Source organism: Enterococcus sp. AZ078 (genome assembly GCF_051714985.1).
Lineage (GTDB): Bacteria > Bacillota > Bacilli > Lactobacillales > Enterococcaceae > Enterococcus_B > Enterococcus_B hirae.
On record NZ_JBIOSW010000001.1, the window covers coordinates 1712315 to 1726891 of the forward strand.

Annotated in this window: 11 protein-coding genes; 1 reads left to right on the forward strand and 10 read right to left on the reverse strand. The window is 38.0% G+C overall.

The window, feature by feature from the left end:
• Positions 1 to 259: 259 nt before the first annotated feature.
• The 6 genes from clpX to IGJ18_RS07955 all read right to left on the reverse strand — a co-directional run bounded on the left by clpX (position 260) and on the right by IGJ18_RS07955 (position 6166).
• On the reverse strand, positions 260 to 1510 hold the full coding sequence (clpX, locus tag IGJ18_RS07930; protein WP_010718968.1) for an ATP-dependent Clp protease ATP-binding subunit ClpX: 1251 nt from the start codon (positions 1508 to 1510) through the stop codon (positions 260 to 262).
• A 179-nt stretch (positions 1511 to 1689) separates the two neighbouring features.
• Positions 1690 to 2976, reverse strand: a complete 1287-nt coding sequence (gene tig, locus IGJ18_RS07935; protein ID WP_010718967.1) for a trigger factor — start codon at positions 2974 to 2976, stop codon at positions 1690 to 1692.
• Between the two features lie 146 nt (positions 2977 to 3122).
• Positions 3123 to 4064: a hypothetical protein gene (locus IGJ18_RS07940; RefSeq protein ID WP_010718966.1), complete on the reverse strand. Its 942-nt coding sequence runs from the start codon at positions 4062 to 4064 to the stop codon at positions 3123 to 3125.
• Between the two features lie 114 nt (positions 4065 to 4178).
• Positions 4179 to 4832, reverse strand: coding sequence for an RDD family protein (locus IGJ18_RS07945; protein ID WP_053766778.1), 654 nt, complete (start codon positions 4830 to 4832; stop codon positions 4179 to 4181).
• Positions 4833 to 4834: 2 nt separating this feature from the next.
• Positions 4835 to 5863: a signal peptide peptidase SppA gene (gene sppA, locus IGJ18_RS07950; protein ID WP_010718964.1), complete on the reverse strand. Its 1029-nt coding sequence runs from the start codon at positions 5861 to 5863 to the stop codon at positions 4835 to 4837.
• 12 nt (positions 5864 to 5875) lie between these two features.
• Positions 5876 to 6166, reverse strand: coding sequence for a hypothetical protein (locus IGJ18_RS07955; protein ID WP_010737730.1), 291 nt, complete (start codon positions 6164 to 6166; stop codon positions 5876 to 5878).
• A 399-nt stretch (positions 6167 to 6565) separates the two neighbouring features.
• Here IGJ18_RS07955 and glmS point away from each other — a divergent pair, with 399 nt between their 5' ends.
• A complete protein-coding gene (gene glmS / locus IGJ18_RS07960; RefSeq protein ID WP_409534552.1) occupies positions 6566 to 8374 on the forward strand; it encodes a glutamine--fructose-6-phosphate transaminase (isomerizing) in 1809 nt (602 codons plus the stop codon).
• Positions 8375 to 8544: 170 nt separating this feature from the next.
• On the opposite strand, the gene IGJ18_RS07965 is transcribed toward glmS, so the two are convergent.
• The 4 genes from IGJ18_RS07965 to cdaA all read right to left on the reverse strand — a co-directional run bounded on the left by IGJ18_RS07965 (position 8545) and on the right by cdaA (position 14499).
• On the reverse strand, positions 8545 to 10782 hold the full coding sequence (locus tag IGJ18_RS07965) for a fibronectin type III domain-containing protein (protein WP_438843134.1): 2238 nt from the start codon (positions 10780 to 10782) through the stop codon (positions 8545 to 8547).
• 293 nt (positions 10783 to 11075) lie between these two features.
• Positions 11076 to 12434 carry a phosphoglucosamine mutase gene (gene glmM / locus IGJ18_RS07970; protein WP_010718960.1) on the reverse strand — a complete coding sequence of 453 codons (1359 nt, stop codon included), beginning with the start codon at positions 12432 to 12434 and terminating at the stop codon, positions 11076 to 11078.
• A 23-nt stretch (positions 12435 to 12457) separates the two neighbouring features.
• Complete coding sequence (locus IGJ18_RS07975; protein WP_438843135.1) at positions 12458 to 13615, reverse strand: CdaR family protein; 1158 nt, start codon at positions 13613 to 13615, stop codon at positions 12458 to 12460.
• Positions 13612 to 14499 carry a diadenylate cyclase CdaA gene (gene cdaA, locus IGJ18_RS07980; RefSeq protein ID WP_010737735.1) on the reverse strand — a complete coding sequence of 296 codons (888 nt, stop codon included), beginning with the start codon at positions 14497 to 14499 and terminating at the stop codon, positions 13612 to 13614. Before cdaA ends, IGJ18_RS07975 begins: the two co-directional genes overlap by 4 nt.
• Positions 14500 to 14577: the final 78 nt, after the last annotated feature.

Sequence of the window (14577 nt, forward strand, 5' to 3'; positions counted from 1 at the left end):
AACAGCTTCTCATGTTTTGAGTTTTTTTGATTTCATTCTAAGATTCAACGATCGAAAAACTGCAGTTGATTGCGGAAAGTACGTTTTTACATAAACGAAAGTCATCTTCCCTATTTGTCGATTTTGAGTAATCACAACGTTGAATCGCCTGCTGTCAATAGAATTTCTTAATCATTAATCAATAGTTTCGATAAAAAGACAAAGCTGCCGCAAAAGCAATAACTAACTTTCACGACAGCACTCCAGCTTCTATCTGCTTTTATCCCGCTTTTTTCTCAGAATCTTTATAAACGACAGTCGGTTCTCCTGTTAATTCAGCAGCTTCTTTCGTAATGATCACTTTTTCGATATTCTCATTAGATGGGATGTCAAACATAATATCCATCATGATTTCTTCGATGATCGAACGTAGTCCACGTGCCCCAGTATTTCGGGCAATTGCTTTTTCAGCGATTGCTGTTAATGCCTCTGGTTCAAATTCTAATTCCGTATTATCCAAAGCAAGTAATTTTTGGTATTGTTTGACCAAAGCATTCTTTGGCTCTGTCAAAATACGCACAAGATCTTCTGTCGTTAATTTTTCAAGTGCTGCCATTACTGGTAAACGACCAATAAATTCAGGAATCAAACCAAATTTCAATAGATCTTCTGGAATGATTTCTTGCATGACACTTTCGCCATCTGCTAATTTTTGATTTTTAGTCCCGAAACCGATTGTCTTTTCTCCTAGACGATTTTTAACAATTGTTTCAATCCCATCAAACGCACCACCTACGATAAACAAAACATTTGTCGTATCGATTTGGATAAATTCTTGATGAGGATGCTTCCGACCGCCTTGAGGAGGAACGCTGGCAACTGTTCCTTCTAAAATCTTCAATAAGGCTTGTTGGACACCTTCGCCTGAAACATCTCGAGTAATTGAAACATTTTCGCTTTTACGAGCAATTTTATCGATTTCGTCAATGTAGATGATCCCTTTTTCAGCTCGTTCCACATTGTAATCAGCTGATTGCAATAATTTCAATAGGATGTTTTCGACGTCTTCCCCAACATAACCAGCTTCAGTTAAACTGGTTGCATCAGCGATCGCAAAAGGTACATTTAACGTTTTAGCTAATGTTTGTGCCAAGAAAGTTTTCCCTGATCCAGTAGGACCGATCAGGCAGATATTACTTTTTTGCAGTTCAACATCATCTGCATCTTCTTGGGATTGTTGATTAACACGCTTATAGTGATTGTATACTGCTACAGCTAATGAACGTTTCGCACGATCTTGACCAATCACATAATTATTTAAGACTTCCAAAATTTCTAATGGTTTTGGTACTTCTGTGAATTCACGTACCGCTTCTTCATAAAATTCTTCATCAATGATTTCTTTGCATAGGTCAATACATTCATTACAGATGTAGACCCCTGGACCAGCCACGATTTTTTTTACTTCTTCTTGTGTTTTCCCGCAAAAAGAACAACGTACGGTCTCATTGCCACTTGGATTATCATACATGGTCTTCACCCCTTAACTTGCATCATAAATGCAAGAAACTATCACAGACTTTACAGTCTTTTACTATCATACCATAATTCAAAAAAAAGCAAAAGCACTAAACAAGAACCAAAAATCGAAAATATGCAAAAAGAGGAAACCTCTCAGTTTCCTCTTTGATAAAATGCAATAAAAGATGATTATTTTGCTTCAGTAGCAGTTCCAGTAATCAAATCGATTGCTTTTTTCATTGTCACATCATGTTCCAACATATCTTCTGTTAACACTCGTTTGATTTGTTCGATTGGCATGTTGTATGTCTCAGATAATTCTTGGATTTCAGCGTTGATTTCTTCTTCTGTTGCTGCTAGTCCTTCTGCTTTAGCGATAGCTTCGATTACAAGATTTGTTTTTGTGCGTACTTCTGCTTCGCCTTCAAATTGTTTGTGCAAGTCTTCTTCTGTAGAACCAGTTAATTGGTAATACATGTCAGGAGAGATTCCTTGACGTTGCATGTTGTTCAAAAATTCATCCATTGAACGGTGTACTTCATCGTGAACCATCACGTGTGGCAGATCAACGATTTCTGCATTTTCAACAGCTAAGCGGATTGCAGCTTCATCTTTTGCGTCTTCTGCTTCTTTTTCTTTTGCTTCTGTCAATTCTTTTAGATATTTTTCTTTCAATTCAGCTAATGTAGAAACTTCATCATCTACATCTTTTGCAAATTCGTCATCTAATTCAGGTACTTCTTTAGCTTTTACTTCATGAACCGTTACTTTGAACACTGCTTCTTTACCAGCAAGGTCTTCTGCTTGATAGTCTTCTGGGAAAGTAACTGTTACATCTAAGCTTTCACCTGATTTTTTACCGATCAATTGATCTTCAAAGCCAGGAATGAATGAACCAGAGCCTAGTTCTAGTGAATAGTTTTCACCTTTTCCGCCATCGAATGCTTCGCCATCAACAAAGCCTTCAAAGTCAATCACTACAGTATCGCCATTTTCTGCTGGAGCATCTTCTTTGATTACTAATTCTGCTTGAGCTTCTTGTTCACGTTTGATACGTTCTTCCACATCCGCTTCAGTAACTTCACGGTCTTGTTTTTCAACAACTAAATCTTTATATTGACCTAATTTCACTTCAGGTTTAACTGTTACTTCAGCAGTGATCACCCAATCTTGCCCTTTTTCCATGCTTTCAACATCGATTTGAGGTTGTGATACAGGTTCGATACCTGCTTCTTTAACTGCTGCTTCATAGCTTTCAGGTAAGACAGCATTCAATGCGTCTTCATAAAGAGCTTCTTCTCCGTACATACGGTTGAATACTTGGCGTGAAACTTTCCCTTTACGGAACCCTGGTACGTTCAAGTTTCCTTTAACTTTATTAAACGCAGCTGTCAATCCTTTTTGAATTTCATCTTGCGCAATCGTAAATTTTAAAACACCATCGTTTGTGCCTTTTTTTTCAAATGTTGCAGTCATTTAGTTCCCTCCGAGTTTAGAAAATTCATTTTATACATCAAAAACGTTTCATGCATACCCTTAAATAGTACACTAACCCTTTCAAATTGTAAACATATTGAATGGTTAGAATCCACGTTTTTCATGACTTTTTTATCTGATAAGTGTCAACGGTCACTTTGAAAGAGTAGCATTTCCCTTAAAATATTTCCCCTTTTTTCTAGGAAATCTGCTTCCTCTGCTTCTGTTTGTCTATTATTATAGTTTGGATCATACATGCTAAGTGTATCAGCAAACCATTTTTTGGGATCACCGACATATGTATCATAAACAGGATAAAGAAGAGCGGATTGCATCATAAATTCTTCTTTTAGCACTGTACTAAGATAGGCATCTTGATCTTCATAAGCTTCTGCTAATCGCATTAACTGTTCATAAGCCTTCTGCTTTTCTGGTTTTGGTAATGTTGCAGGTATGACTTCTATAAACGTCTGATCCATCGTTAAATAAACAACTGGCTGGTGTTTCTTCACTTGCACGAGTGACTCTAACATTTTTGCTCGCACTAATAAGTGGATCTCTGGTAAGATAATCATTTTTTTGATTGTTTGTACCAATTCATGATAAGGCAACTCTTCAATCTCAGAAACAACCAAAAGTTGTTCTGCAGGTGGCATTGTCGGCATTTTTTCAACACTAAGATGAATCTTACGTATTTTTTGACGGTCATTTTGACTCGTGAAATTTTCTGCTTGTTGGATCTTCTCTACCATGAGTTGCTCAAATAAATCAGAAAAATCATAGCTGGCAATTAACTTGCGAGCATAAAGATAATCTTTTGTTTGGATCAGCAGATCAAAATAAAAAGCTGCCACTTTTTCATCTGTCAGGTAGTCATTTTCATAAGGAAACGCCTGATTCAGCGCTTCTTTTTTTTCATCTAGCTCAACTAAGCAAAGGACAAGTAGACGATTCGCCTCAAATGTTCCTTTAAGCTCCAATGCTCGTTGTAAAAATGTCTTTGCTTGTAAATATTGATGATCAGCTAATGCTTGTTGCGCTAGACGCATAAGATTTTCGTATTTATCAGGAAAATCAATCGGCTCCAATGTTCGTTCTCCCTTCGACTCTTTGCCAGTAAAATCATGAATAAAACTATAGTATCAAACATAAAAAAACATGACAATCTTTTTTAGATTGCCATGTTGAAAAAATAAAATGAATCAAGCATTAATTTCTTGATTAAAGGCTTTGACTAGATTTAGCGTGACTACACTCGTATTTGAAAAATAATCACCAATATGCTGTTTTCTTTGATTAAAGATTGTCGGTAAATAGCCAACAAAAAGTAATGGGAATTTCAAAATGAACCGACAAGCGCCTTCTCTCACCAGCACTGTTGTCCAACTCAAATCTGATTCATTAAAGCAAATCACACGAATCCCAAAAATCATTTTTCCAATCGTTTGACCATGATTTAATTTCGTGAATAAAATAAAATAACCAAGGTAAATCAGCAAAGCAGCAAAACCATAAATACTTAAATAAGAATCGGATACTTTTAACCAGTCTAAATTAGCCGCTAATCCAATGGTCAACCGTGTGATTGAGCCAATACAAATCAGATCCACAATAAAAGCGAAAAATCTTATCCAAAATCCTGCATAAAAATATTTAGGAAAGTCATTTACATTGATTTTCTCCTCTTTATCTTCGGTATACTGTTGCCATTGTTGTTGCTTTACTTTGATTTCACTTTCAGATAATGGTTTTTCTTTAAAAGATTGCAGTACTTTTTGAGAAAAGCTCGGATCTGGCCCTACAGCAGGACGATCTGCCTTGTTATGTGAAGTTAAATCTTCTGGTTGCTTCGTCATGCTTACTCACCTCCGTAATAATACATTGCCTTTGGTGATTGAACGGTTCCTTGATTTTCTAAGAAAGACAAGATTTGACTTGTTTCAGAAGCTTTTAGGCCTTGAAGCTGAGCAAGTTTCGAACCGAACCATGTGTTTGCAAAACCAGTAGTATTCGTTTCATATTCTACTAACTGAGCGTTTTCTAAATGTTGCTCACTTCTCATCGCTTTTAACGCGTCTTGTGGATACCCAATTTCATCCACTAATCCGACTGCTTTCGCCTGTTCTCCATCATAAATACGACCATCCGCAATTTTTCGGACTTCTTCTTCTGATTGATTTCGTCCAGTACTGACTACTTTGACAAATCGATTGTAGGCATTATCGATATAAGTTTGTAAGACTTTTTGATCTTCTGGCGTTTGTGGTCTAGTACTTGAACCCATATCTTTCAATGCACCACTTTTTACCGTCGTATCCTCGATCCCTAATTTTTCTAAAAGACCAGAATAATTAAGACCTGACATGATGACACCAATGGACCCAGTGACTGTTTCCTCTGTTGCATAGATTTTATCTGCTTGGGCTGAGATATAATATCCGCCACTAGCAGCTGTATTTTTCATACTGACATACATTGGAATATTTCGTTCATTTCGGATATCACTGATTGTCTTAGCTATTTCTGCACTTTCATAAACACCACCACCAGGAGAATTGACTTCTAACATCATCCCTTTGATCGTTTTATCTTCTTTTATAGCATTTAATTGCTCCATAAACTTAGCGTGATTGTATCCTTCTGTTGCAAACAAACCTGATGTTCCATCACTAGTGATCGTCCCATCAACAGTCAATTTTACGATTTTTTCTGAACTATCTCCTTCTTCCAGAACCGTGGGCGATAATTCATTAGTGCCATATAATAAGCTATTCAAACCACTCATTTGCTTTTCTTCTTTTGAATTTGACGTCAGGCTAGATGATACCAACGAAACAACCAATAAGCCTGCCGCAATCAACACTGCTATCCAACGCTTTTTATTCATACTCTCCCTCGCTTAATATAAATTTTTGATAACGATCACTGTTTCTTTTTCTCCAGTTGCATTCATTTTTTCTGCTTTTTCGACTAATGTAAATCCATTGAACTTCTCTTTTGTCCACTCATCTTCTACTACGAATTGTTGCGCTTCTCCAATAGTCAACGCATCAGGCGCAATTTCTTGGATACTATCCCAACCAGTATCTAAAAAGATTTTGGTTTCATCATCCACTGTATTTACTTTTTCAAGTTCGGCCAACTGTTTTTTTAGCATGCCTAATGTCAAGACTGCGATATTTGATGCCATTTTTCATCCTCCTTCTTTTACTTACTCTCATATTGTACCGAAGTCTGCAAAAAGATGATAGTCAAAACTTCATTTCGACCCTCCCGCCACAACCATATAGACCAATTTTATTTTTTCTCTTTTTTATTGACAAACATCACACAACAACGTTATCATTTAAGAAGTTTCCAGAAAAATACGAAAAAGGAGTTTAGATATACCATTCTCATTTTAAGGAATAGCGCCTGGTCTGTAGTTACAGATGACGAGGAAAGGGTTTATCGAAATATTCGGCGGATGACCCTAGGGACTGCACTCTATAGGATCGATCAAAACCTATCTGTGAAGATAGAACAAAAATCGATTCCAGCAGCTGGAAACTTTCATAATGATTATATTATAGAAAGTAGGATGTTTTTTATGTGTGGAATTGTCGGAATGATTGGATTAGAAAACGTAACACCAGGATTGATCAATGGTTTAGAAAAATTAGAATATCGGGGATACGATTCGGCTGGAATCTTTGTTGCGAATCATGAAAATGATTTTTTGGTCAAAGCACAAGGTAGAATTCAGAACCTAAAGGATAAGCTAACAAACGAAACAGCGGGAACAATCGGAATCGGTCACACTCGTTGGGCAACTCATGGCGAACCTTCTCAAAAAAATGCGCACCCTCACACTTCTCAAAGCGGACGTTTTGTTCTTGTCCATAACGGTGTAATTGAAAACTTTGCTGAACTAAAAAACGATTATTTAGAAACGGATCAATTTTCAGGGGAAACGGATACTGAGATCATTGCTCATCTTATTGAATTTTTTGCAAATGAAGGACTGGATACAAAATCTGCCTTTGTCAAAACACTTCAATTAATCAAAGGTTCTTATGCTTTCGCATTAATTGATCGTACTCTGCCAGATCAAATTTTTGTCGCTAAAAACAAAAGCCCTCTCTTAATTGGTCTGGGAGACGGATTCAATGTTATCGCCAGCGACGCAATGGCTATGCTGGCTTATACGAAAGAATTTGTTGAAATTGAAGATGGCGAATTAGTGATCGTCACTAAAAATGAGATTTCAATCGAAACGATCTCAGGTCAACCAGTTGAACGAACTTCTTTTGAAGCACAAATTGATGCAGCTGATATTGAAAAGGGCACTTATCCTTACTACATGTTGAAAGAAATCGATGAACAACCGATCGTTATGCGAAAGATTGCCCAAACTTACGTGAGCCATGAGAATGAAGTACTGATGGACAAACAACTTTTAGAAACAGCTAAAAACAGTGACCGTATCTACATTGTTGCTTGTGGAACGAGTTACCATGCTGGCTTAGTTGGAAAACCTATTTTAGAACAATTAACCCGTATTCCTGTGGAAGTCCACCTTGCAAGTGAATTTGGTTATAATTTGCCTTTACTTTCAGAGAAACCATTTTTTATTTTCTTAAGCCAAAGTGGAGAAACAGCAGACAGTCGACAAGTACTCGTGAAAATGAATGAATTGAATTACCCATCATTGACGATCACTAATGTACCCGGCTCTACTTTATCAAGGGAAGCTTCTTACACTCTTTTACTACATGCTGGACCTGAAATCGCCGTGGCTTCAACAAAAGCTTATACTGCTCAAATCGCTGTTTTAGCTGCACTTGCTAAAGGAATTGGTCATGAAAAAAATCTTTCTTCAGCTAGAGAATTCGATCTAACGCACGAGCTTAGTATCGTAGCGAATGGCATGGAAGAACTAATTTCTCAAAAGGACTACTTACAGGAGTTAGCAGCTGACTATCTAATGGATGCAAGAAACGCTTTTTATATTGGACGTGGAACAGATTATGCTGTCTCTTTAGAGGCTGCATTGAAGTTAAAAGAAATCAGTTATATCCAAGCAGAAGGTTTCGCAGCTGGGGAATTAAAACATGGTACGATCGCGCTGATTGAAACGAACACACCGGTTATCGGGATGATCAGCGAAGAGATAACAGGTGCACACACGAGAGGAAATCTAAAAGAAGTGGAAAGTCGTGGAGCAAAAACATTGGTCATGGCTACAAAAGGCTTAGATCGATCAGATGACCAATTAGTATTGCCTGTTGTTCATCCTTTACTCACTTCATTAATCACAGTGATCCCTACACAATTGATTGCCTACTATGCGACCTTGCTAAGAGGTCTTGATGTTGATAAACCGAGAAATTTGGCAAAATCTGTGACTGTTGAATAGAACAATTGCCTCAAAAATAAATCTAATATGAATTACCATGAAAAAAGCCAAAAAACAATGAAATTTAATTTTCATTGCCTTTTTGGCTTTTTTGTGTAGTCATCAATCAGTTCGAAAATGACTTTTTATTGTTTTAACCTATTTTGCATCGAGTCCCCCATCTAAAGGAGCTAAGCATTAGTTCCGGGCTGTTTTGCTTGATGGCTCTTTTTTTGTCTCCTGTAAGATAACAGGATTGTTACACTCACTATGGTTAGCCCCAGTAGTTGTAGCAATGGACTAACTTTATTACCCGTAGCTGGTAACTGTTTACTCACCTTTTTAGCAGTATTCTTATTCACTTTTGCTTCCTCTTTTCCTTTATTAATTGCTCCATTATTTATTGTTTCGGTTTCTTTTGCCACAGGTGGTTTTTCCGTTGATTCTTTTACTATCTCTTCCTCTAAAGGAGGAATAGTCTCATGTTTTTTGCTTGTCTGCACAATGATTTTATTACTTTCTTCCGAGAGATCCCCTTCTTTGTTTTTCGATTTAACTACATAAGAATATTTCGTATTTTCCTGTAAATCTTTATCAGTATATAGTGAGGTTTCCCCCGCTACTTCTCCTACCAATACATTGTTTCGATAAACTTGATAGCTCATGATTTCCTTCGATTCATTAGGTGCGTCCCACATTAAAGCCACTTCATGTTCTGTGACACGGGCTGATCTCAGTTTAGTAGGGGGCAACGGGCGACTCACCTCAATTGTCATTTTCGTTCTTGCTTTCACTGCATTACTCGCTTCTGATAGATTACCAGCTTGATCAACCGCTCTGATTTTATAGGTATAAGTGGTAGCCTCCATCAATCCTGTGTCTATGTAAGTTAAGTCCGTACCAGAAAGTGTTTGGACTAACTGATCGTCTCGATAGACGTGATAACCAGTGACACCCACATCATCGATTGCTGCTTCCCACGACAAGCTGACACTGTTAGTTGTTACATCATCGATTCGTAAATTCAAAGGGGGCGTAGGAGGAGTCAGATCTTCTGCTGGTTTTGTCCTAGCCGTTACCGCATTACTTGCTTCTGATAGATTCCCTGATTGATCAAGAGCTTTGACTATATAGGTATAGGTGGTATCTTCCATCAACCCTGTATCTATGTAGGTTAAGTCCGTACCAGTTAGCGTTTGAACCAACTGATCATCTCGATAAACGTTATAACTAGCTACATCAACATTATCGATTGCTTCTTGCCATGACAAGCTGACACTGTTAGTTGTTACATCATCGATTCGCAAGTTCAAAGGAGCTGCAGGAGGAAGAATTTCTTCTGTTGGTTTTGTCTTAGCTGTTACTGTATTACTCATTTCTGATATGTTTCCTGCCTGATCAACTGCTCTCACTTGATATGTATACATCGTATCTTCCATTAATCCTATATCCGTGTATGCTACTTCCTCCGCACCAATCACTCCTTGAATTAACTGATTGTCTCGATAAATGATATAACCGATTACGTCAATGCTATCTGTCGCTGATTCCCACGATAAGCTGACACTATCAGTTGTTACACTAGTGACTTTTAAATTCAAAGGCACTGCAGGTGGGCTGCTACTCGCCAGTTTTGTTCTAGCCGTCACTGCATTACTCGCTGCTGATACATTCCCCGCTTGATCAACTGCTCTCACTTCATACGTATAGGTAGTATCTTCCGTTAATCCATTGTCGGTATAGGCGAGGTCTGCATCAGTGACTGTTTGAATCAGTTGGTTGTCTCGATAAACCAAATAACCCATTACGCCTACGTTGTCTGTTGCAGCTTCCCAAGACAAGCTAACACTATCACTTGAAACGTCGTTGACTTTCAGATTTTTAGGATTGGTAGGAGCTTCCAAATCTAATGCAGTGGCTTGAACGTTATCAAAATATGCTGTCCCGTTTCCACTAGACGCAAAACGGATAATATATGTATTTTCACCTTCCGGAGTCGTAAAGCTAAATTCATGTTGTTTCCAAGCATCATTATAATGTCTCTCATCCTTCAACGAAATAAACCCTTCCCCATGATTAAGCGTGCCAAATTCCACAATTGCTGGAAACGAAGGGTCTCCGATCACATAATAAGTGAATTGATAGGTCGTTTTCGGTTTTAACTGAACATATTGCAGGATATTCTCTCCATTTGATGCCATTACATAATGATTGCCACTTTCATCTGTCACAAGTGCAGGATTGTTACTTCCAGGATTGGAAACGATCCAGTGATTCAACCCATCATTAAATTCACCATTTTTTATAATCACCTCTTCTGCTAGTTGATAAGAGTGTGCATAAGATGGATCAACCGCTACTACAATGACCGGTTTTACAAATAGAAAAACAATCATCATCAATCGAATCAGTTTTTTGAAAATTTTCATATTTACCTCCTCTAAATTAGTTGTTTCGCAAGTTAGTTTAATCTATTCAGAGATAAAAAAAGCCCTTTTTTTTCGTATAATTAGAAATTAAAGTTCTATCATAACAACTTTTAACGGAGAATATTCTAAACCCAACGCTAATTTTATACAAAAAAGTAGTTATCTTGGAACAAGCATTTGACAGCAACCCAAATTTGTTTTCCTACGGACAAAAAAACTGTTATTCACAAAAACAAGAAAACATTTTTGTAAATAACAGTCGATTACTATTAAAATGAGAAAAATTTTAGTTCTTATTCTTCAAGTCCGATCTCTTCTCGAACAACTGCAGCAATCTTATCCACGTAATATGCTACTTTTTCATCCGTTGGCGCTTCAGCCATGACACGTAATAATGGTTCAGTTCCAGAAGGACGAACTAAAATTCTTCCTTCACCAGCCATCTCAGCCTCAGTTTCTTCAATCACTTTTTTGATCGCTGGAACTTCCATTGCACCATTTTTGTTGCTTACTCGGATATTTACTAATTTTTGTGGGTAGATCGTCACTTCGCTCGCTAACTCGGATAATTTCTTCCCAGTTTGCTTCATGATATTCAGTAATTGGATTCCTGATAGCATTCCATCACCTGTAGTATTAAAGTCAAGGAAGACCATATGACCAGATTGTTCTCCACCAAAATTATAATCATTTTTTCGCATTTCTTCTACAACATAGCGGTCACCAACCTGAGTAACTACGTCCTTCAAGCCAATTTCTTCCACCGCTTTATGGAATCCTAAATTACTCATGACCGTTGTAACGATCGTATCTTTTTTCAAACGATTTTTCTTTGAAAGGTATTTCGCACAAATGAACATGATTTTATCACCATCAACGATGTTCCCAAGTTCATCCACTGCAATAATTCGATCCCCATCACCATCAAATGCTAAACCGGCATCGGCGCCTTTTTCAACAACCATTTCAGCTAACTTTTCAGGGTGTGTTGAACCAACACCATCGTTAATATTTAAGCCATTAGGGCTGGTACCCATCGTATAAAAATCTGTTTCTAAGTCTGCGAATAAACGGTTGACAGAAGTTGCTGTCGCACCATTTGCCGCATCGACACAAACGGTTAGGCCTGATAGATCCCCATTGATCGTTTGCACTAAGAATTGAGAATATTTTAATAAGCCTTCTGGAAATTCTTCTACTGTTCCTAATCCCTCTGCTGAAGGACGTGGCAATTCGTCCACTTCGGCATCAAGCAATGCTTCAATTTCTAATTCTTGTTCATCCACTAATTTAAACCCATCAGCACCAAAAAATTTGATTCCATTATCTTGTGCAGGATTATGTGAAGCAGAAATCATCACGCCGGCATTGGCTTTTTGCAATCTTGTTAAATAAGCAACTCCTGGTGTGGAAATGACGCCAAGTTGAAATACTTCAATACCAACTGATAACAAACCAGAAATTAAGGCTTCTTCTAGCATTTGCCCAGAGATTCTGGTATCACGCCCAACTAAAACCCGTGGACGTTTCCCTTCTGTTTCATGTTGGCTTAATACATATCCGCCACATCTACCTAACTTAAACGCTAATTCTGGTGTCAATTCTTTATTGGCTTCGCCACGGACACCATCCGTTCCAAAATATTTACCCATAATTGTAAATTTGCTCCTTTAACTTAATTTTCCGAAGAATACGTTTGACTCTCTTGTGTACTTTGCATAGTGGATTCACTCGAATCTGTACTTTCAGAAGTTTGCTTGCTTTCTGTCTGGACACTAGAAAGTGACGTGCTCGATGTAGTCGACTTTGTCGTTGACGTTGTTGAGTCATTCCTTTTAGTCGAACTTTGATTTTTATCGGCTGAAGAATCACTAGTTGTCGATTCCAGCACTGGTGTTATCTCAACTTTAACCGATTTAGGCGAGACGCTCATTCCTTGTTCAATAGGAATCTGAATCGTCCTAGTCGTTCGATGAGTAATTCCTGATATGTCGATAGGCACAGCGATACTATCCCCTAATTGAGCAAGTTGTTCCGTCGTCCCTGTGACTTCAGCCTCTAATTCGGAAAACTTGAAATTATAGTTCTTAATTCCTTCGCCTTTTGTCCCTTGTTGAATACCATATAGGCTAACCGTTTTTTTCGGTTTGATTGCATCTGACGTGACGTTGACTTGCACTGGATCAGAAACAATACTCAACGGCTCACCAGCTGAATTTAATGCTTGTACAGATACATTGCTATTCACACCATCGTCCGTTATCATTGACGGGTTGACTTTTGCAACCACTTGATGAATTTCCGCTAAAGTCTTATCTCCAGTGGTAATCGTGACCTTCGTTGGATCGACGGTTGTTTCAGTTAAATTATAACCAGAAGGCGTCGTCTCTGTTGGCAGAATAGCTTTAACTTCAAAGTCTTTGGTCACTTTCTTTTCAATTGTAACCGTGATCGTTTCCGGTTGCAACTTAGCGGTGACAGCGCTGCTTAGATTTTTGATTTTCAATGGCACTTCGTGGGTTCCTTCACCTAGATGTGCTAAGTCTGCGGTGACCCTAAAGGTACGGGTGTCTTCATTTGCCTCAGCCATCAACTGGATACGATTCGCACTAGCCAATTTGACAGTAGTAGTGTTTTCGTAACCATGGATATAATACTTATCGGTATCATATAAAAGTTGGATCGAAACATCAGAAGCTGTCTGCGAATAGGACTCGTTTCCAGATAATGTGTTTTGCATCGTTTGACCATTCGCATTGAAATAAAGAATGATACTAAACAATAACGCAACAAACCCATACAGAATACTCGTACGCTTTTCTTTTGAGATCATTTCCGATCCCCTCCCTTAGTCATTGCGTCCAAGAAAGATTGAAGCCCATTCTTTTTGTTTTTATTTTTTTCTTCTACAATTAGTTGTTTTCGTAAGATCGATAAATACTCTTCTTGCGATAACCCTGGTATCAATTGATTGTCTAAAGTGATACTTACATCTCCTGTTTCTTCCGAGACCACGATAGTTATTGCATCGCTGACCTCACTAATACCGACAGCAGCTCGGTGACGTGTTCCAAATTCTTTTGGAATCAACATACTTTCTGATAAAGGTAAATAGGCACTGGCAACTGCAATTTTTCCATTTTTGACAATAACTGCCCCGTCATGCAACGGCGTATTGGGGATAAAGATATTAATGAGTAACTCACCAGTAATATCTGCATCCAATGCGATGCCTGTCTCAATATACTCATCTAAACCAGTATGACGCTCGATCGTAATCAGAGCACCAATCTTACGTTTCGACATATATTGAATAGCTTTATCAAAGGATAGGATCATCTTCTCGTCTTCTTGTTGCTCGCTTTTCGTTTGTTTGAATAACGAACTTCTTCCCAGATGTTCTAACCCACGACGAATCTCTGGTTGGAAGATGACGATTGCTGCAATCACACCGTAAGTTATGACTTGATTCATCAGCCATGACAGCGTGTGTAGCCCAATCAACTCAGCCGCAATTCGAATCACGATAAAGATGGCAACGCCTTTGAGCAATTGGATCGCTTTCGTCCCTCTTAGTAGCTGGATCAGTTTGTAAACCAAATACCATACGACTAAAATATCCAGTATGTTTACCAAAAAATTCAGAGAAAATAAGTCACCGGAAAACATTTGTTGCCAATACTCTAAATTAAAAAGTTCCCCGATTTGAAATGACATAAAAAGCCTCTCTTCTCTTTTGAGATTTCCCTTTAAGTATATCATATGTTTGGAAATATGAGACGATTCTGGCTACTT

Coding starts and splice junctions, on each gene's coding strand:
- glmS (WP_409534552.1), top strand. CDS start 6,566: ATGTGTGGAATTGTCGGAATGATTGGATTAGAAAACGTAACACCAGGA.
- tig (WP_010718967.1), bottom strand. CDS start 2,976: ATGACTGCAACATTTGAAAAAAAAGGCACAAACGATGGTGTTTTAAAA.
- IGJ18_RS07975 (WP_438843135.1), bottom strand. CDS start 13,615: ATGATCTCAAAAGAAAAGCGTACGAGTATTCTGTATGGGTTTGTTGCG.
- clpX (WP_010718968.1), bottom strand. CDS start 1,510: ATGTATGATAATCCAAGTGGCAATGAGACCGTACGTTGTTCTTTTTGC.
- IGJ18_RS07965 (WP_438843134.1), bottom strand. CDS start 10,782: ATGAAAATTTTCAAAAAACTGATTCGATTGATGATGATTGTTTTTCTA.
- IGJ18_RS07955 (WP_010737730.1), bottom strand. CDS start 6,166: ATGGCATCAAATATCGCAGTCTTGACATTAGGCATGCTAAAAAAACAG.
- IGJ18_RS07945 (WP_053766778.1), bottom strand. CDS start 4,832: ATGACGAAGCAACCAGAAGATTTAACTTCACATAACAAGGCAGATCGT.
- cdaA (WP_010737735.1), bottom strand. CDS start 14,499: ATGTCATTTCAAATCGGGGAACTTTTTAATTTAGAGTATTGGCAACAA.
- sppA (WP_010718964.1), bottom strand. CDS start 5,863: ATGAATAAAAAGCGTTGGATAGCAGTGTTGATTGCGGCAGGCTTATTG.
- glmM (WP_010718960.1), bottom strand. CDS start 12,434: ATGGGTAAATATTTTGGAACGGATGGTGTCCGTGGCGAAGCCAATAAA.